A 17,630-nucleotide genomic window follows, 5' to 3' on the forward strand; every position below is an offset into this window, starting at 1 on the left:
GTGTTTTTTTAAATTGGCAAACTGCTTTCAAACTAATCAATAGTTGTTTATTTTTTACTTTACTTTCGTGCATTTAGTGTGCATTTCAGGGTTTCATCAGCCAACATCTTCCATGCTGTTACAAAATCCCCTGCCCCACTCATCGTTTCGTCAACCGGCTGAAAGACGATACCACCGAGCTTTTGATACTGATTTCGGCTGGCATGTGCTTCTGCAAGTAAGCATACTTTTGGCTGCGCGCGATGGTCTTTCAGGTATTTGATTTGTGCCAATGTCGGCGCGACATGTGGATCATCTGTCAACGCACCGGTAAATTTCAAATTCAGTGAGCGCTCAAGATATTGATAGGCATCGTGGTAAGACCAGTAAGGTTGAGCACGGCTCGACACATCAGTTTTTTGTGCAGTGACCAAGAGTTTCTGCGCAAATGCACGCGCATTGGCCCAATATTTTTCACGATGTTCTGGAAACTGTTGTGAACGTAAAGCAGCAATAAAAAAGCCGATTCGAACCGCATTGTTAGGTTCAAGCCAGACATGGGTATCGATTGTGCCTTTTAATGCATTGCCACGGACATCCCGTAATGGCAAAGCACTGATAATGCCTGAGTCTAAAATAGCGATACTTTTGCCACTTTCACCCAACATTTTTGCCAATGGTGCTTCGTGTGCATGGCCTAACCATAAAACGAGATTGGCATCTTGCACGGTTTTACGGTGCGCAGGCGTCAAACTCACATCATGTCCAGATTGATGGTCAAGCAATAGTTTTGGCTGCTCTACACCCTTGAGTACATCCTTCGCGATTAGATAAATCGGTTGTGTAGAAACAACGAGGCCTTGCGCCCAGCTCATCACACTGAATAAAGCCAAACTACAAAAAAGAATTACACGGGACATGGGGAGAGAGCACCATAAAATGAATAGTGTTATAATATAACAAAATCGTAAAAAAACCTACGTCTGTTCGTAAGTCCTTACGCTTCATGTTAAGATTTAAAGTCTTTTTCTTTATACAGTTTCGTACTCGAGGTTGGCTATGAGCGCATGTTCACACGAACATCATAATGCTTTGCATGGTGTACACGATCATCATAATGTCGAACAGCGCCTTGCTGAAGCTGAGAGTCTCTGTAGTGCGACGGGTGCTCGGCTTACGCCCTTGCGTAAAGAAGTATTAGAACTGATCTTAAATGCAACAGGACCAATGGGCGCTTATGACCTTTTGGCTAAAATCAAAAGTGAGTCTGACCGACCTGCAGCTCCACCGACAGTGTACCGTACGCTGGATTTTCTGCTTGAAAAAGGTTTGATTCACCGTCTGACTTCGATTAATGCGTACATCCCGTGTTGCCATCCGCGCGAAGGACATCAAGCAGCATTTCTGATTTGCACCGATTGTAAATTAGTGAAAGAAGCATCTGCTCAAGGCTTGATGGCGCAACTCGATGAATTATCTGCATCCGATGGCTTTACTGCACATCACAGTATTATTGAAATTTCAGGGATCTGTCAGCAGTGCCGCAGCAAACACTAAATGTGAAGCCCATTGTGGCTTTAGAGCATGTTCATGTCCGAATCGATGAACGTGACATTTTAAAAAATGTAGATTTCGCCTTACACGAAAAAGAAATTGTCACCTTGATTGGTCCCAATGGTGCAGGAAAATCCACGCTAATCAAAGTGTTGTTGGGTATTGTAAAACCTGTATCTGGTAAAGTGATCAGCATACAAAAATTAAAATTCTCATATGTGCCACAAAAATTTAATCCATCACACAGCTTACCGCTACGTGTGTGTGATTTATTGGCATTAGAAAAATGTGATGCCAGCATTAAGCAAGAAATTATTCGTGATACAGGCATTGCCAAGTTACAACAATCTAAAGTTCAGCAACTATCGGGCGGCGAACGTCAACGTGTATTGATTGCACGGGCATTATTGCGTCAACCGAATGTATTGGTTCTGGATGAACCTATGCAAGGTCTGGATATCCAGTCTGAAGCGGAACTGTATGACTACGTGCGTAGCTTGCCAGAAAAATATGGCTGTGCAGTTTTGATGGTTTCTCATGATTTACAATGGGTCATGCAAGGCACGCACCGTGTGGTTTGCCTGAACAAGCATATTTGTTGTAGTGGCTTGCCTGAAAATGTCCAGCAACATCCTGAATATCAAGCGATCTTTGGAACAAATCGTGTGTTCTATCAACACCATCATGATCACTGTGCACATGGCGATAGTGCAACGCCTTGCCAGCATGACTCTCGTCCTCATATTCACCCTGAACCGGAAGCATAATCCATGATGGAATGGCTACAACTCCTTTTGCCAGCATGGATCATGGGCACTTTGCTGGTGTTCCTGACTGCACCGCTTGGCTGTTTAATGTTATGGCGTCGCATGTCATTTTTTGCGGACACCATGGCACATGGCACTTTACTCGGTGTCGCCATTGCCGGTGCGATGAGTCTACCGCTTTGGACAGGCGTTACATTGATTGCGCTCTTATTGGTTGCAATCTTATGGGTGTTACACGATCCACGCTTGCCCAATGACGCCTTGCTCGCGCTTTGTTCTGCAACACTCCTGTGCTCAGGCTTACTGTTCATACAACATTTGCCAAGTTTAAGACCTGAGTTACTCAGTTATTTATTTGGGGACTTGCTCACCATTTCTTGGTCAGATTTGCCTGTCTTTGCAGTGGTGATCATTGTGGCACTGACCGTGCTGTATAAAAATTGGCAATCTCAGATTCAGATTGCCATTGACCCCGATATTGCGGTCAGTGAAGGTGTCAGCGCTAAATGGCAACGTCTGATTTTTATGTTATTACTGGCATTATTTACTGTATTGGCTTTACGTGCTGTCGGCTCATTGCTGATGGGTGCATTGTTAGTGATTCCTGCATTAACCGCTCGTTTATTGGCAAATTCCCCGAAGCAAATGGTACTGTGGTCTTTCATCATTGCCCAAGTCGGTGTAACTGTAGGTTTATGGTCAAGTGCTGGTTTAAACACCTCTACAGGACTGACCATTGTATTAACTATGGCGCTGCTCTTTGCCCTGATTTTTATTATGCAAAAATTTAAGAAAGTCGCTTGAGTAGCAACGTTCATTGCTCAATTCGCCACATATCAAAATAAAAAAGCCATGCAGTTGCATGGCTTTTTTTTGCACGTCAAATACGATGCTCAGAATCATCTAACTGGATTTATTGATGCACCAAACTCAATAAACTCGCCGCACAAGCAAATAGAACTGCAAAGGTACGATTCAAATATTTTTGTTGTTTGGGTGATTTTAACAACCGCAGCACTTTTGCAGCGAGACCGGTATACCCCGCCATGACAATCAGATCGATACTAATCATCGTTGCCGCCATGATGACATATTGAATCCATTGGGGTTTGGATAAATCTAAAAACTGCGGCAAAACCGCCAACAAAAATACAATCGCTTTAGGGTTGCTCATATTGACCAAAAAGCCATGTACAACTAATTTTAAACGTGATTTATTTGGTAAATCTTGTTGGATTTCAATTGACTCTGTTGGCGCTGTCCACTGTAAATAAGCCAAATACAATAAATAGCCCACACCAAACCATTTCACGATCAGAAAAGCCCATGGTGTCGTCGCAAATAAGAACCCTGCCCCAGCTGCAACAATGACTATCTGAACCAAAAGTGCCAATTGCAGGCCGATGGCATTCCAATATCCATGCTTAAACCCATAATTCAAACCACTCGACATAGACGCAATTGCACCTGCACCTGGGGAAACACTAATCACCCAACATGCCAACATATATGCAATCCAGATTTGATAGGACATTATTAGCTCAAGTTTGAAATGGGTCTGTATTATATGACATTTACTCTATTTTCATGACAATAATGCACGCTAAAAGGCCAAATGAAGGCTACACTCTCAGCGCTGCTTAAGGCACAATACACACAGCCACTCAGAAATTATAATTTTTAGGAGCCATGAATGTCTGCTCAATCTGTAATTTTGCCATTACCCTCAGATCATGCTCGTTTTATTGTTTTACGTTTAAAAGATTTAACGATTAGCGAATTAAAAGAACAACTTGAAGACTTACTTAATACTCGTGATCGTCTGATTACCCAACATCCAAATGCACAGATTAAAACGGCTGTCGCTTTTGGCCCAGAATTATGGGCGCAACTATATAACCAATCACCTGTAGGTTTTAAGCAACTTGCTCCAATTCAAGGCTCTTTTGAAATGCCTGTTGTACCTGCTGATGTATTTATCCATATTGCAGCACAGCGTACAGATATTTGCTTTGCGCTGAGCCAAGCATTCTTTGATGGTATTCAAGATAAAGTTGACGTACTGGATGAACGTGTGTGCTTCCGCAATTTTGATGGCCGTGATTTAACCGGCTTTATTGACGGAACTGAAAATCCGCAATTTCCAGATGATCGTGCTGAAACAGCATTACTAGCTGAAGAAGCTGGCGTATTTGCCAATGGCTCTTTTATTTTTGCACAGCGTTATGCGCATAATTTGGATAAATGGAAAAAGCTGAAAGTCGATGCGCAAGAGCATGTAATTGGCCGTACTAAACTTGAGTCTATTGAGTTAGATGAAGATGAACAGCCTGAAAACTCACATGTATCACGTACAGTTGTAGAAGATGGTGAAGGTGAAGAAATGGCGATTTTGCGTCATTCACTCCCTTATGGTGATGGCCGTGGCGATCAAGGCTTGTTCTTTGTGGCATATACCAATGATTTAAGCATTATCGACAGCATGCTAGTACGTATGTTTGGCACCAGTGGTGACGGCATTCATGACCGCTTACTTCACTTTGTTACGCCAATGGACGGAGCGTATTACTTTGCACCAAGTGAAGAGCTGTTGGAAGAAGTTTTAGAAGGGTAAAGTAGAAAAAGCCGACGAGTGTCGGCTTTATTTAAAACAAGTATTTAAAAAAGTACATTCTGAATTAACCTCTTGCTAAATTAGAGGCATTTATGAGACTTCTAGTTGTGAAATAATTTGCACGATTTAAATCTACTAATACATATCCAGATTTATACATTGAATAGCCAACTCCTACACCACCAAATATTGCTCCAGCTACAGCTCTACCACCATTAATTCTTTCAGCAAATCCACCTAAAGAGTCACAGACATACTTTTCAATAAACAATTTGACATCATCGGATGTTGTATATTTAGTAATTTGCTGATCCAAAACTTTGGGCTTAATATTATCTGGTAGTTCAACATTTAATACTGCCTCAATATTTTTGAAAATATCTAAATTTTCTTCATCAACATCTGTTTTATTTCTTAAATTTTCGAGATATTTAATATTATTATTAATATATTGTGAGTATAGCCCATCGTTAATCCATTGTTGATATAGATTTAAATGGGCATTTATATGATCCTTTACACTACTAGATTTCACTTTAGAATGAGACAAAAATTTATCTAACTCTTGTTGAGCTTGAGTTGTATCTGTGAACATATATTGATATGTACTTTTCCAAAATTTGTGATTTTTCATTTGCGATAATGATAAAAATTTAAGACCTGATCTCTCTGCACACTCATGCATTTTCTTAAGTGCAATATCAGCAACTCCCCTATATTTCCTTTGCTCATTTTTCGCATACCCACCTCCAACATTGGAGTGAGCACCTGGATAAACTCTAATTTCTTGACGCTGTAGTTGTCCAATAGTTTCAGCTAAATTTCCAGTTACAGTAAGAGGGAAAGTTTTTCTTAACTCAATTGAGGCAACTAAATGAACAGTTTGCTCAATATCATTATCAACTTTTACTTTGTAAAGCTCTCTATTGTTATTCCCTCCACTTTTATCAATTCCAATTGATTCGACTGTATCAAAGATACCCAAGAATTTTAATTTGATTTCTGTCTGACCTCGATAATATAACTTACCTCCCTTAGAAGTTACATTTGGGGCACTTCTAATCCAATTCATAAATATTCGGGCTTCGGTTGCACCCCTAGAAAATCCAAAAGCAGATATATTAACTGTAGTAATTGTTTTATATGTTATTTGCTTCTCCATACGCTCAACGAACTGATAAATAGCTTTTTGTAATCGTTGAGTCATCCCTCCTCCGTTAGCCATGTTCTTTTTCTGGCCAACTGTACCTTGAGAATCACTCCAACCAGTAGAGCCTGTTTTCGTACCAGTTCTAGGATTATAAATAGGTTTATAATAGCCAGTAAAAGTAAAAGGTGTTCCAATCCCTTCATAATAATATTTATATATTAATTGTTTTGAATCTTGTAAGTGCGCCGCAAATAATGCAGCAACATTAGAGTGCTTTATAATATTATCTTTGGGGCTAAAATCATTTCCAAAATTATTACCCGTGCCATCAAAGAAAAAACTAATCCACATTGGAACCTTACAAGTTTCACAGAAATCCTTATCTTTTTTTACTTCTTTACTTAGGTTTATTCCTTTAATCAACATATCCTCAGTAGATCTATTAATTTGTCTAATTTCATCACTCATTTTTCAATCTCCAAGAGGAGGGATCATCTAAATTATTTCTTTTTAATTTATTCTCTAAAATAAAATCATCTAAAATTTTTTCGCTAGGCTCTGGAAGTTCATTCGTAAATTCAATTATGAAATTTTCATTTGGTAAAATATGTAAAATGGCATTACTGCCTTCATTATTAGAATTCAGAAAAACTGCCTGTTTTTCCTTATGTATAGGCTTACGCCCTTCCCCAATTAAATCATAATTCACCAATATTTTTTTAGCTAAATCAACTGAAATGCAACAATATTCCCCAGAACTTTCATATGATCCTATAAACTTAGCAGCGGTAACATTTGCTATTCCTTTATCATTCACTTTTATATTTGCAAAATCATCAGTAGAGTAATTAAATACACTATATGAAAGTCCATCTAATACTTTACTATTAATTTGAGAAGAACAACCATTCAATATGAAAAAAAATATAATACAATATAGCTTAAAAACATTCATATTATCACCCTAGTTTACTTAAATTAATTTCATTTAAAGATTGTTCCAAAAAAACCCCTTCAACTAATACTTTATCCAAAGCTTCATTCATAGGTCCTTCATTAAAAATATCGTCCCCTAGCCCAAAAGATAATATTGCATACAAATCCACATCTCTCTTATGATATAAATTCCTTTTCTTTGCTAAGTCAATCCTACGCATAACTTCATGATACCAATCAAAATCATCTTTATTATTTGTTTCAAATTGTGCATATTCAGCATAATCTTTAAATTTAGGGATTAAATGAAAAGGATATACTAGATCATTTATTTTTTTAAATTCATCCTCACTTAAAAACAAAGACTTTAATGAGTTCAAAAGATTTAATTGAACGATATAAAAAATATCTCCGTGCAAATCATTCCAATACCACTCTGATATATAGCGACCTAAATTCAAGATTTTTCTATTATTTATAATAGTTTTCATTGTAAAATCAAAAATATAATTATCATAAAACCTGAAAAGAAATTTTCCAGTCTGATCAACCTTAATCTCTAGAAGTTTTTTCAACTCATCCAATACAATATCTGACTCATTCTCACTAAACAAAAAGCTCAATTTATTATTTTCTTTTAAAATTTCAAATATTTTAATAAAATCATCGTATTTTTTAATTACAATTATTTTTGGAGAAATATCTTGAGCATCATCTTTAAAGTCTTCAAATAAGGTTAAAACATCCATCGATTCAAAAATCAAATAATTTGATTGATAATCAGAATTTTGCAAAATAAAGAAACATAAAAAATTATTTTCAAATCTTTCTAAAAAAAAATCATTATCGTAACACTCTAGTTTATTCATATTTCACAAATGCCTCATGTTGACTATCTGCATTTTTTAAACAGTCTACTGTTTTTTCTTTGAAAATCCATGTTAATTTTGGCACATCTACTTTTGCCCCACCCTCAAATACATGCTGCCCTGCTTTCACTTCAAATTTACCAACAGTCGTTATAAAAACTCCGGAATCATTAATCTTTAATTGAGAGTTATTAACTGTTAATGAAATTTCTTTAGGAGAGTTAATTTCGATACTAGATTTTGCTGATAATATTTTTATAACTTTATCTGCAATTAAGTTAATGTCATAATCGTGCGATTCAATCTGAACAGCTTTTTTAGCTGATACAATTTTAATATTATTTTTTTCTGAAAATATTTGTATGTCTTTTTTTCCATATAAACCAATAGAATCCTTAGATACTAGGTTTATATTATTTAATGCAGATAAATTTATATTAAAATCAACACTAGCATTTAAATTATTTCGAGTAGCAATATTAACATCTGCAGGTGAACCAAGTAACAGAATCGCTTCTTTAAGCTCTTTTAATTTATTTCCATCACTTACTCCTTCCATGAACTTGATAGTCTGTTTTAGGCTATTTAATGCTTTTATCCCATTCAATCTATGTTCATTAATAACTTCATCAAAATTTTCTTGAAATTGTGAATGAAAATTCAATTGCTCAATAATTTCATCATTTCTAAGTATTTCTGACTCTGCTGATTTTTGTTCATATGTAGAAATATACATCCCTTTACCTGCGCGCACTGCACCATAAGCATCTGTTCTCAGCTCAAAACCCTCACCACGGCCATGGCTACTGTCTTGTTCTTTAGGATGGCTGAGATTACCTAAATTCAGCTGTGTCGCTGCATGACTACTCTGTAATTGGGTACTGATCTGCCCCGTCGTGTCATCAAAGCGCAGTTGGTTAAAGCCTGCTCCCGCAACTTCTTGTGAGCGGATACCACTGAGTTTTTTGGTTTCAGGAAGCTGACCTTTGAGGTCAAACATGGTCTGAGATCGCTCAGCCTCATGTATTCGTCCTACTACAAAGGGACGATCCACATCACCCTCAAAAAAGTCGATGACCACGATCTCACCAATACGAGGATGGAAACGTGCCCCATAACCTTCACCCGCCCATGGAGTCAGTACATCGACCCAAGCCGAGTCACTGTCATTATCATTACTCCCTGCTCCACCATCATGACTGTGATCATCACTGCGGGTGAACGTAAACCGAACTTTGATACGCCCCCAAGCATCGACATAAATACTTTCACCTTCTGGACCGACCACTTTAGCCCGCTGTGGAAACGCAGGTGGCCGATGTAATAAAGGATCATATTCAGGCACCACAGAAATTTGCCGACGGACCACATATAGGTCATTGGCCTGCCGTTCATCCCCTAAAGATAGCCAACGGCTCGCCGCAAGTAACTTTTCTAATTGAACCAAAATATCTTTGGGTAAATTGTTCTGGTTATAAAATACTTTGCCCAATATGAGAAATTCACGATCTGTCGTTTGATGTTGATCGATTTCAGGATGATTTTCTAATTCAAACCAGTACCCAACTTGCGCATCCCTTACACTACTGCTGGCGGTAAAATATTTGGCTTGTAATTCCTGATATTGATTGAGTTGCCGATTCAACTGATCCAATTGCTGTGTATTTGAAGTGGTCGCCTGATCTGTACCTTTAAGGTCAGTTGTCCAAGCCGAACTCATGGTCCACGCCTGCTCTAAACTTAAGGTTTCATTGTGCTGTTGCTCACTCTGTGCATGGGCACTTAAGAGCGGATTACTTTGGTCTTGTGCCAAATGTTGAGCTTGCCAACGCTGCGTTTGAATCGTGGTCGATTGTAAAAAGCGTTCTGCCACAAAACTGGTGATTGTGTCTAAACGTTCCGTGGCATGACTCCGATGAAAGCGAATTTTTTTCCGCTCTAAAGCACTATAAGCCTGATTCGTATCAATTAAACGCAGCCGCTGTGCTTGCATCGGTGCAGCCGAAAATGCGACAAATAACTCAGCTTCATCAATTAACCAATTGATCCCTTCACTACGCCACAGTCGAGTCAGAAATTCGTAGTCACTCTCATTGGCTTGCATAGTAAATGGTCGAACATCATAGTTTCGAGTCAATCCATCCATGTTGAGGCTCAAGCTCGCGGCAAATAATGCGCTTTTTTGCTGCCACTCAGTAAATAGCACTTCGGTAATTTCACGCACCGACTTATTCATAAATACACGGCTATTACGGCGCTTATGCCAAAGTGCTGTCGCATCTTCAATAATGAGTTTATATACCGTCAGGGAACCATCACTTTGACCTTGGCTGGCCCCGGTAATCACACCAGTCAGGCGACTGAGTTGACCTAGATCAGTCACTTGATCGACAGCCACTCGGCCGCCTATAAACTGCTTTAAAGCCAAATGTGCATTGGTGGATAGACAAATAATTTCCGCGCGAATGCCTTGATTGATTCGGTGCTGACCCTCAATCCGCTGAATAAAAACTTCGGTGTTTAATGGTTCATTTGAAAAATGAATATGTAGCGCACGTTTTTGTACACTCAAGCCAAAGTTCTCGACCATGGCATATATATTTTTAAGCATTGCTATTATGAAAATAATTTTTATAATCGTGGCATTTTAGAAAATGTTTAATTTTTCGTCTACCTTGTTTTGTAACTAAATTGTTGAGGAAACAAAATTTTTCAGGAATATCAGCACCTCATTTTATTTTTACTCTCAATGATCTGTGGCTGCTACACTGCGTGTATCCTGATAATAATTTAATCCGCATGATCCAAATCGAATCAAAACTCCCTGCGCAAGGCGTGACTATTTTTAGCGTCATGAGTGCAATGGCGCAGCGTCTAAATGCACTGAATTTATCTCAAGGTTTTCCTGATTTTCCAGCACCTCCAGCGCTGTTAAATGCGCTAAGTGATGCAACGCAAAAGGGTTTTAACCAATATGCGCCCGGCGATGGACTGATGCATTTGCGTGAGCAATTGGTCCAACTGTTTGCCCAACGCGACCAATTAAATATTGACCCTCACACCGAAGTCACCATTACCCCGGGTGCAACCATTGGTATTTTTAGTGCCATTCAAGCTGTGGTTCATGCGGGTGACGAAGTGATTATTTTTGATCCGAGCTATGACAGTTATGCGCCCAGTGTAAAATTGGTTGGGGCTCATCCCATTCATATTGCTTTAGAGACGCCACATTTTACTGTTGATTGGAATCGTGTTGCCGCTGCAATTAACCATAAAACCCGGATGATTATTGTCAATACACCGCATAATCCAACAGGTGCTGTTTGGGGGCGTGAGGACTGGCTCAACTTGATCGAACTGATTCGAGATAAAAATATTATTGTGCTGTCGGATGAGGTCTATGAGCATTTAATTTTTGATGGTCGTCAGCATCTATCTGCTTTGTCATTTCCTGAGCTGCGTGAACGCAGTTTTGTCGTGGGTTCATTTGGTAAAACCTTTCATGTCACAGGTTGGAAAACTGGTTATTGCATTGCAGCGCCAGCCTTGATGCAAGTGTTTCGCCAAATCTATCAATTTGCAAATTTCTGCGGTGTTACGCCCGTACAAATGGCATTGGCTAACTTTATGGCAGAATATCCTGAGCACATTGCTGAATTGGCCGATTTTTACCAAGCCAAACGTGACCGTTTCAATGCGGGCTTAAGCCACTCTAGATTTGAGTTGATTCCGTCCGCAGGCACCTATTTCCAAAACCTTGATTATAGTGCCATACGCCCAGATTTAAGCGATGTGGAAATGTGTCAGTTGTTGGCAGAGCAACATAAAATCGTGGCGATTCCTGTCTCAGTGTTCTATCAAAAACCGCCGGAAAATTTACGATTATTACGTTTCTGTTTTGCCAAACAAGATGCCACCTTAGATCGAGCTGCAGAGATTCTCTCCGCGGTTTAAAGCAGTATCTGCCTAAACGTTTTTTTAAAACAGACATGTAGAAATAATGAAGCCTTGGTTACTCAAAAACTAAGGCTTTTTTGAATGCAAACATGATAGTGTTATCAGTAACTTAAAATCATAAAAAGCCGCGTCTAGGACCTGAGCATGTCAAAACAACAGTCCCTCGTTACTCAGCAAAATTTATGGAAAACGTTTTTAGTTTTTCTGGTGCCTTTGATCGCCACCAATATTTTGCAGAATTTATCTGGGACCATTAACACCGTTTTTGTCGGTCAGATGCTTGGGGTACATGCCATTGCCGCGGTCGCGGTATTTTTCCCGATCTTGTTCTGTTTAATGGCTTTTGTGATCGGGCTCTCGGCAGGTGCAACCGTGTTGGTGGGTCAAGCTTGGGGCGCGCAAAACCTTGAAAAAGTTCGTACCGTCGTGGGTTCCACGCTGTTTATGACCTTGATTGGTGGCAGCATCATTGCCTTTTTAGGGGTGATATTTGCCAAGCCTATTTTATTGGCCTTAGGCACTGCCCCTGACGTGATGCATTTATCTTTGCCTTATGTGCAATGGATGCTTGCCGGTAGTCCACTGCTCTTTATTTATATTATTTACACCTCGATTTTGCGTGGGGTCGGTGACAGTACAACACCGCTCATAGCGTCAGGAATGACCATTGGTTCAGGACTGATCATTACACCGGTGCTAATCGCAGGAAAATTTGGATTTCCAACATTAGGTATTATTGCCCCTGCCATTGCCAGTCATATCGGCTTTTTAATTGCCTTGGTGTTTTTATATTTCTATTTAAAAAAGAAAGATCACCCGCTCAAACTCGACTTCGAGTTGATTCGTCATATTCGCCATCAACATGATCTCAGTAAAATTATCTTAAGACTCGGGATTCCAACGGGTATTCAGATGGTCACGACCTCTGTGGCCGGTCTCGTGATTGTCGGTTTAGTGAACCGCCATGGTGCTGATGCCACTGCTGCATATGGCGCGGTCAATCAGGTTTTGAACTATATCCAATTCCCGGCTTTGTCTATCGCAATTGCGGCTTCTATTTTTGCAGCACAAGCCATTGGTTCGGGTCATTCTGAATTAATTAATCGCGTAAAACGTACAGCCATCGGAATGAATTTCATTATTACTGGCATCTTGGTGGCATTGGGCTATTTATTCTCTAAATATTTAATGGCGCTGTTTATTACAGACCCTGAAGTTGTGGTTCTCGGTCAAGAATTACTGTTCATTGTGCTTTGGTCGATTTTATTTTTTGGTGCCAGTGCTATTTTTGCTTCCATTATGCGGGCCAGTGGAACGGTGACCGTACCGATGATTATTAATATTATGGCGATTATTTGCATTGAAGTGCCGTGTGCCTACCTGTTCAGTGAATGGTGGGGCTTAAAAGGTATTTGGTATGCCTATGCCTTGGCCTTTGTCAGCTTATGTATTTTACAAGGGCTGTATTACCAACTGGTATGGAGACGAAAAGCCATCAAAGTATTGCTATAAGGTTCGCTAATAGCGTTCAATGCCAATCCGCAGCTTTGCATCTCAATATGGAGAATCTTGTACGGGCTCATGCATAAAGTTTGCCGTTAAACTGCTGTTTATATTTCAACATATGGCTTTACATCCTGTTGATTTATCTACACTTAAAAAAATAATATAAATAAAAATTGTATATTTTCAAACAATTACGCTTTGGCATAGATTTTGTTCTTATCCCTTTTATCTTTTAAGAATAATTGGAATGAGAAATTATTATGTCTAAACGTCAAATAAAGCTTGGGGCTTTTATTCCAACCACCTCACAGCATGTCGCGGGTTGGCGTCACCCCGAATCGCGCCCACAAGATCATCTCAATATTGATTATGCAATTGAACTGGCAAAAACCGCAGAACGTGGTCTATTCGATGCCTACTTTCTTGCCGATGGTCTGTCTGTCCGTTGGAGTTCTGCTATCGAAGGTGAGAAGGGTTTGGGCGATAAAGGTGTTGGCTTTGAACCCGTCACATTATTTGCTGCCCTTTCGGCTGTGACGCAAAATATAGGCTTTATTGCCACAGCATCTACGACTTATGAAGACCCTTATATTTTGGCGCGTAAATTTGCTTCTTTAGATCATATTTCTAAAGGTCGTGCTGCATGGAATGTGGTAACGACAGCGTCTGCCGATGCCGCAAAAAACTTTAACATTCAGCAGCACCCTGAACCCAAAGAACGTTACGAACGTGCCGATGAATTTATTGAGGTGACTCAAAAACTGTGGGACTCATGGGAGGATGATACCTTCCATTACAACAAAGAAACTGGACAATTTTTTGATGCTCGCAAACAACATCAGCCCAATCATCAGGGCCAATACTATCAGGTACTGGGTGCACTCAACGTCTCTCGCCCACCGCAAGGCTATCCGGTGATTGTTCAAGCTGGGCAATCTGAAGATGGTCGTGAACTAGCCGGTAAATATGCCGAAGTGATTTTTACAGCACAGCAGAACTTAGCAGATGCGCAAGCCTTTTATCGTGATGTCAAAAACCGTTTAGTGAAATATGGCCGCCATGCGGATGACCTGAAAATTATGCCGGGTGTCTCGATCTTTGTTGCCAAGACAGCGCAAGAAGCCCAAGAAAAATATGACTTTTTAAATAGCTTAATTCACCCAGAAGTGGGTTTAAGTTTATTGTCTGCTTTGGCGGGTGGCATTAATCTGGCCAAATTTGATCTAGATGCCCCTTTCCCGAAAATAGAAGATGCAGACATTAATTTCTCTAGTCGTCAGCAGATGATGATTGATATTGCCCGTAAGCACAATTTTAGTATTCGTCAGCTCTATCAATATATCGCTTCAGCCCGTGGACATTGGACCTTGATCGGCACGCCTGAACAAGTCGTAGATCAATTGCAAGAATGGTTTGAGAATGACGCTGCCGATGGTTTTAATGTGCTGCCACCAACAACACCTGCGGGGTTAAATGACTTTGTCGATCTCATCGTTCCTGAACTGCAACGTCGCGGTCTATTCCGAACGGCCTACGAAGGTACGACTTTACGTGAAAACCTCGGTCTAAAACGCCCTGAAAATCAATATGTGCTGAAGAGTCAACAAGTGCAGGCCTCTTAGTAAATTTTTAATCCGTGATTTTATTCCCCATCTCTAAAATGCCTCTTTCGAGGCATTTTTTCTATCTGAGTTAGGCCATCTGCATAAAATCCCTTAATTTTATTATGTGTTTATATATAAACAGATAAGTTCTGCAAGATTTTGGATGATGCATCCACAACAAGCGATTAATTTCTCTGTTGATTTTAAAACAGTAAAAACTTCAAAATAAAATAATATATTGTTTTATAACACTATTTTTATTGGCATAAACATTGTAATACTCCTAGTGAACAATAACATTTACAGAGTTTATTTATGTCAAAACGTCAAATTCGCTTAGGGGCATTCGTACCAGGGACTTCGCAACATGTGGCAGGTTGGCGCCATCCGCAGGCTCGCCCACAGGATAGTCACAATTTAAAATACTTTATTGAACTGGCAAAGACCGCAGAGCGTGGCTTATTTGATGCCTATTTCCTTGCGGATGTTCCCGTCACCGTCGATCCTGATACAACACCTGATTTGGGGCTGAATGGCACCTTCTCTGCCGGGCTCGAACCGGTATCCCTATTTTCTGCACTTGCAGCGGTAACCGAACATATAGGCTTTATTGCCACAGCGTCGACCACCTATGAAGCACCTTATAATTTAGCGCGAAAATTTGCCTCTTTAGATCATCTGTCTGAAGGTCGGGCGGCATGGAATGTGGTGACCACTTCTGGCAGTGTGGTTTCAAAAAACTATGGCATCAATGATGCGCTGCTCCCCAAAGAACGCTATGAACGTGCGGATGAATTTATAGAAGTGGCACAAAAGCTTTGGGACTCTTGGGAAGATGATGCCTTTGAATACAATAAACAGACTGGGCAATTTTTTACGGGCGATAAACTGCATCCACCTCGCTTTAAGGGTAAACATCTTGCGGTACATGGTGCATTAAATATTGCTCGTCCACCACAGGGCTATCCCGTGATTGTGCAAGCAGGTCAGTCTGAAGATGGTCGTGAACTGGCCGCCAAATATGCCGAAGTCATTTTCACCGCACAGCAAAAATTAGAAGATACCCAAGCCTTTTATCGTGATGTAAAGTCGCGTCTTATCAAATATGGTCGCCATGCCGATGACTTAAAAATCATGCCGGGTGTGTCGATCTTTGTTGCACAAACTGAAGCCGAAGCTCGGGCAAAATACGATGAATTAAATGCATATATTCATCCGACTTTGGGACTGAACTTACTCAAAAAATTGGGTGGTTTTACTGAAGACCTGTCGCAATTTGACCTCGACCAAGCGCTGCCAGAACATTTAACACAGGCGCAAAATGGCGCAAGCCGTCAACAACTGATTTTAGAGATTGCGCGTAAAAATAATTTTACCATCCGACAACTTTACCAATGGGTTGCAAGCGCACGTGGGCATTGGACACTGATCGGAACACCCGAACAAATAGTCGATCAACTACAAGCGTGGTTTGAAAATGAAGCGGCGGATGGTTTCAATATTTTGCCACCAACCACACCTGCAAGCTTAGATGATTTTGTGGATTTGGTTGTCCCTGAACTGCAACGTCGTGGTCTATTCCGCACGGCTTATGAAGGCAAGACCTTACGTGAAAACTTAGGTTTAAAACGACCTGAAAACCAATATGTTTTAGAAAAAAGACATACCTCTCAAGCCTCATAAACCAACGCTTGATAAAACTGAAAAACAAATGCCCCAACTGGGGCATTTTTATGGACTGAAATTGATCCAACTTATGCGATGATCTTACTGATATATCTGATAAGCCTAAAAAAGCCCTGAATTCAGGGCTTTTAAAAGTTTAGGTGATGGTCAATTCAGACTTACCATGCAAATTTATAATCAGCAAATCGGTGAGATAAAGGTTCAAGCAACTGATCTTTTACTGGATCACTAAAGTCAGTCAAAATGTCATTTTTAATCTTGGTCAGACGGACATCTTCGCGTTTACGCGGATGGGCTAAATGAATATCTACAATACGTTTAATTCGTCCCGGATGTGGCTGCATGACCACAACCCGATCACCCAAAAATACCGCCTCTTCGACATCATGAGTGACAATAATCATGGTGATTTTTTCACTTTGCCAGATTCGCTGTAATTCATCCTGTAAATTTTGCCGCGTCAACGCATCGAGTGCGCCAAAGGGCTCATCGAGCAGTAAAATCTGTGGTCGATTCACCAAACTCCGGGCAATCGCCACACGTTGATTCATCCCACCAGACAACTGCGAAGGATAAGCATCTTTAAATTGGGTTAATTTGACCAACTCTAAATGTTCATCAATCAATACATCTTCTTCTGCACGGCTAAACTGACTTTTATGCAAGGCAATCCGTACATTTTCCCGTACCGTCAACCATGGAAACAGGCGATGATCTTGAAACACGATGCCGCGTTCCAAACTCGTGCCCTGTATAGGCTGACCATCAACCAAAATTTGGCCCTGAAACTGATGTTCTAGACCAACCAATAACCGTAATAATGTGGATTTTCCGCAGCCACTACTCCCCACTATACTGATGAACTCACCCGGCTGAATATTCAGATTAATGTCCTCAAGTACGGTTAAGTCTTCTTGCTTTTGTGTGGGATAATGCTTCGTTAGCTGCTGAATAGAAACCGAACCAGCTTGTTCTACGCTCATATCATTATTCTCTATTTGTGCTGAC

General features: G+C 40.1%; 15 protein-coding genes. 8 read left to right on the forward strand and 7 right to left on the reverse strand.

The annotated features are described in order from the left end of the window. Positions 1-59 precede the first annotated feature (59 nt). Complete coding sequence (locus FTU37_RS08065; RefSeq protein WP_180124144.1) at positions 60-899, reverse strand: metal ABC transporter solute-binding protein, Zn/Mn family; 840 nt, start codon at positions 897-899, stop codon at positions 60-62. A 139-nt stretch (positions 900-1,038) separates the two neighbouring features. Here FTU37_RS08065 and FTU37_RS08070 point away from each other — a divergent pair, with 139 nt between their 5' ends. The 3 genes from FTU37_RS08070 to znuB are packed head-to-tail and all read left to right on the forward strand — an operon-like array spanning position 1,039 to position 3,104. After that, positions 1,039-1,536: a transcriptional repressor gene (locus tag FTU37_RS08070; protein WP_168378806.1), complete on the forward strand. Its 498-nt coding sequence runs from the start codon at positions 1,039-1,041 to the stop codon at positions 1,534-1,536. Next, positions 1,509-2,300: a zinc ABC transporter ATP-binding protein ZnuC gene (gene znuC, locus FTU37_RS08075; RefSeq protein ID WP_143221629.1), complete on the forward strand. Its 792-nt coding sequence runs from the start codon at positions 1,509-1,511 to the stop codon at positions 2,298-2,300. The genes FTU37_RS08070 and znuC overlap by 28 nt, the downstream gene beginning before the upstream one ends. A gap of 3 nt (positions 2,301-2,303) precedes the next feature. Next, entirely contained in the window at positions 2,304-3,104 is an 801-nt protein-coding gene (gene znuB / locus FTU37_RS08080) for a zinc ABC transporter permease subunit ZnuB (RefSeq protein ID WP_180105975.1), read from the forward strand. Between the two features lie 109 nt (positions 3,105-3,213). Here the strand turns inward: znuB and FTU37_RS08085 are convergent, their stop codons facing one another. Next, the gene (locus tag FTU37_RS08085; RefSeq protein ID WP_180085709.1) at positions 3,214-3,834 is read right to left on the reverse strand and encodes a LysE family transporter; all 621 of its coding nucleotides are present in this window, start codon (positions 3,832-3,834) and stop codon (positions 3,214-3,216) included. 159 nt (positions 3,835-3,993) lie between these two features. Here FTU37_RS08085 and FTU37_RS08090 point away from each other — a divergent pair, with 159 nt between their 5' ends. Then, positions 3,994-4,914, forward strand: a complete 921-nt coding sequence (locus tag FTU37_RS08090; RefSeq protein WP_180124145.1) for a Dyp-type peroxidase — start codon at positions 3,994-3,996, stop codon at positions 4,912-4,914. 64 nt (positions 4,915-4,978) lie between these two features. Here the strand turns inward: FTU37_RS08090 and FTU37_RS08095 are convergent, their stop codons facing one another. Genes FTU37_RS08095 through FTU37_RS08110 form a run of 4 tightly spaced genes read right to left on the reverse strand, consistent with a single transcriptional unit; the run spans position 4,979 to position 10,480 of the window. Continuing rightward, on the reverse strand, positions 4,979-6,532 hold the full coding sequence (locus tag FTU37_RS08095; RefSeq protein ID WP_180124146.1) for a DUF2235 domain-containing protein: 1,554 nt from the start codon (positions 6,530-6,532) through the stop codon (positions 4,979-4,981). Beyond that, positions 6,525-7,019, reverse strand: coding sequence for a hypothetical protein (locus FTU37_RS08100; protein ID WP_180124147.1), 495 nt, complete (start codon positions 7,017-7,019; stop codon positions 6,525-6,527). Before FTU37_RS08100 ends, FTU37_RS08095 begins: the two co-directional genes overlap by 8 nt. A gap of 4 nt (positions 7,020-7,023) precedes the next feature. Next, positions 7,024-7,869, reverse strand: coding sequence for a hypothetical protein (locus FTU37_RS08105; protein WP_180124148.1), 846 nt, complete (start codon positions 7,867-7,869; stop codon positions 7,024-7,026). Further along, positions 7,862-10,480, reverse strand: coding sequence for a type VI secretion system Vgr family protein (locus FTU37_RS08110; RefSeq protein WP_180124149.1), 2,619 nt, complete (start codon positions 10,478-10,480; stop codon positions 7,862-7,864). Before FTU37_RS08110 ends, FTU37_RS08105 begins: the two co-directional genes overlap by 8 nt. A 188-nt stretch (positions 10,481-10,668) precedes the next feature. On the opposite strand from FTU37_RS08110, the gene FTU37_RS08115 reads away from it, so the two are divergent. The 4 genes from FTU37_RS08115 to FTU37_RS08130 all read left to right on the forward strand — a co-directional run bounded on the left by FTU37_RS08115 (position 10,669) and on the right by FTU37_RS08130 (position 16,619). Beyond that, on the forward strand, positions 10,669-11,823 hold the full coding sequence (locus tag FTU37_RS08115; protein ID WP_180124150.1) for a methionine aminotransferase: 1,155 nt from the start codon (positions 10,669-10,671) through the stop codon (positions 11,821-11,823). A 147-nt stretch (positions 11,824-11,970) separates the two neighbouring features. Then, positions 11,971-13,338 carry an MATE family efflux transporter gene (locus tag FTU37_RS08120; RefSeq protein WP_180124151.1) on the forward strand — a complete coding sequence of 456 codons (1,368 nt, stop codon included), beginning with the start codon at positions 11,971-11,973 and terminating at the stop codon, positions 13,336-13,338. Positions 13,339-13,592: 254 nt separating this feature from the next. Beyond that, on the forward strand, positions 13,593-14,954 hold the full coding sequence (locus FTU37_RS08125) for an LLM class flavin-dependent oxidoreductase (RefSeq protein ID WP_180124152.1): 1,362 nt from the start codon (positions 13,593-13,595) through the stop codon (positions 14,952-14,954). A gap of 297 nt (positions 14,955-15,251) precedes the next feature. Next, positions 15,252-16,619, forward strand: a complete 1,368-nt coding sequence (locus FTU37_RS08130; RefSeq protein ID WP_180124153.1) for an LLM class flavin-dependent oxidoreductase — start codon at positions 15,252-15,254, stop codon at positions 16,617-16,619. Positions 16,620-16,780: 161 nt separating this feature from the next. Here the strand turns inward: FTU37_RS08130 and FTU37_RS08135 are convergent, their stop codons facing one another. Beyond that, positions 16,781-17,605 carry an ABC transporter ATP-binding protein gene (locus FTU37_RS08135; protein WP_180124154.1) on the reverse strand — a complete coding sequence of 275 codons (825 nt, stop codon included), beginning with the start codon at positions 17,603-17,605 and terminating at the stop codon, positions 16,781-16,783. Between the last annotated feature and the right edge of the window lie 25 nt (positions 17,606-17,630).

The sequence above is a fragment of the Acinetobacter sp. YH12097 genome (assembly GCF_013419225.1).
Lineage (GTDB): Bacteria > Pseudomonadota > Gammaproteobacteria > Pseudomonadales > Moraxellaceae > Acinetobacter > Acinetobacter amyesii.

Coding starts and splice junctions, on each gene's coding strand:
- FTU37_RS08065 (WP_180124144.1), bottom strand. CDS start 899: ATGTCCCGTGTAATTCTTTTTTGTAGTTTGGCTTTATTCAGTGTGATG.
- FTU37_RS08090 (WP_180124145.1), top strand. CDS start 3,994: ATGTCTGCTCAATCTGTAATTTTGCCATTACCCTCAGATCATGCTCGT.
- FTU37_RS08085 (WP_180085709.1), bottom strand. CDS start 3,834: ATGTCCTATCAAATCTGGATTGCATATATGTTGGCATGTTGGGTGATT.
- FTU37_RS08095 (WP_180124146.1), bottom strand. CDS start 6,532: ATGAGTGATGAAATTAGACAAATTAATAGATCTACTGAGGATATGTTG.
- FTU37_RS08130 (WP_180124153.1), top strand. CDS start 15,252: ATGTCAAAACGTCAAATTCGCTTAGGGGCATTCGTACCAGGGACTTCG.
- FTU37_RS08125 (WP_180124152.1), top strand. CDS start 13,593: ATGTCTAAACGTCAAATAAAGCTTGGGGCTTTTATTCCAACCACCTCA.
- FTU37_RS08100 (WP_180124147.1), bottom strand. CDS start 7,019: ATGAATGTTTTTAAGCTATATTGTATTATATTTTTTTTCATATTGAAT.
- FTU37_RS08115 (WP_180124150.1), top strand. CDS start 10,669: ATGATCCAAATCGAATCAAAACTCCCTGCGCAAGGCGTGACTATTTTT.
- FTU37_RS08120 (WP_180124151.1), top strand. CDS start 11,971: ATGTCAAAACAACAGTCCCTCGTTACTCAGCAAAATTTATGGAAAACG.
- FTU37_RS08105 (WP_180124148.1), bottom strand. CDS start 7,869: ATGAATAAACTAGAGTGTTACGATAATGATTTTTTTTTAGAAAGATTT.
- FTU37_RS08135 (WP_180124154.1), bottom strand. CDS start 17,605: ATGAGCGTAGAACAAGCTGGTTCGGTTTCTATTCAGCAGCTAACGAAG.
- znuB (WP_180105975.1), top strand. CDS start 2,304: ATGATGGAATGGCTACAACTCCTTTTGCCAGCATGGATCATGGGCACT.
- FTU37_RS08110 (WP_180124149.1), bottom strand. CDS start 10,480: ATGCTTAAAAATATATATGCCATGGTCGAGAACTTTGGCTTGAGTGTA.
- FTU37_RS08070 (WP_168378806.1), top strand. CDS start 1,039: ATGAGCGCATGTTCACACGAACATCATAATGCTTTGCATGGTGTACAC.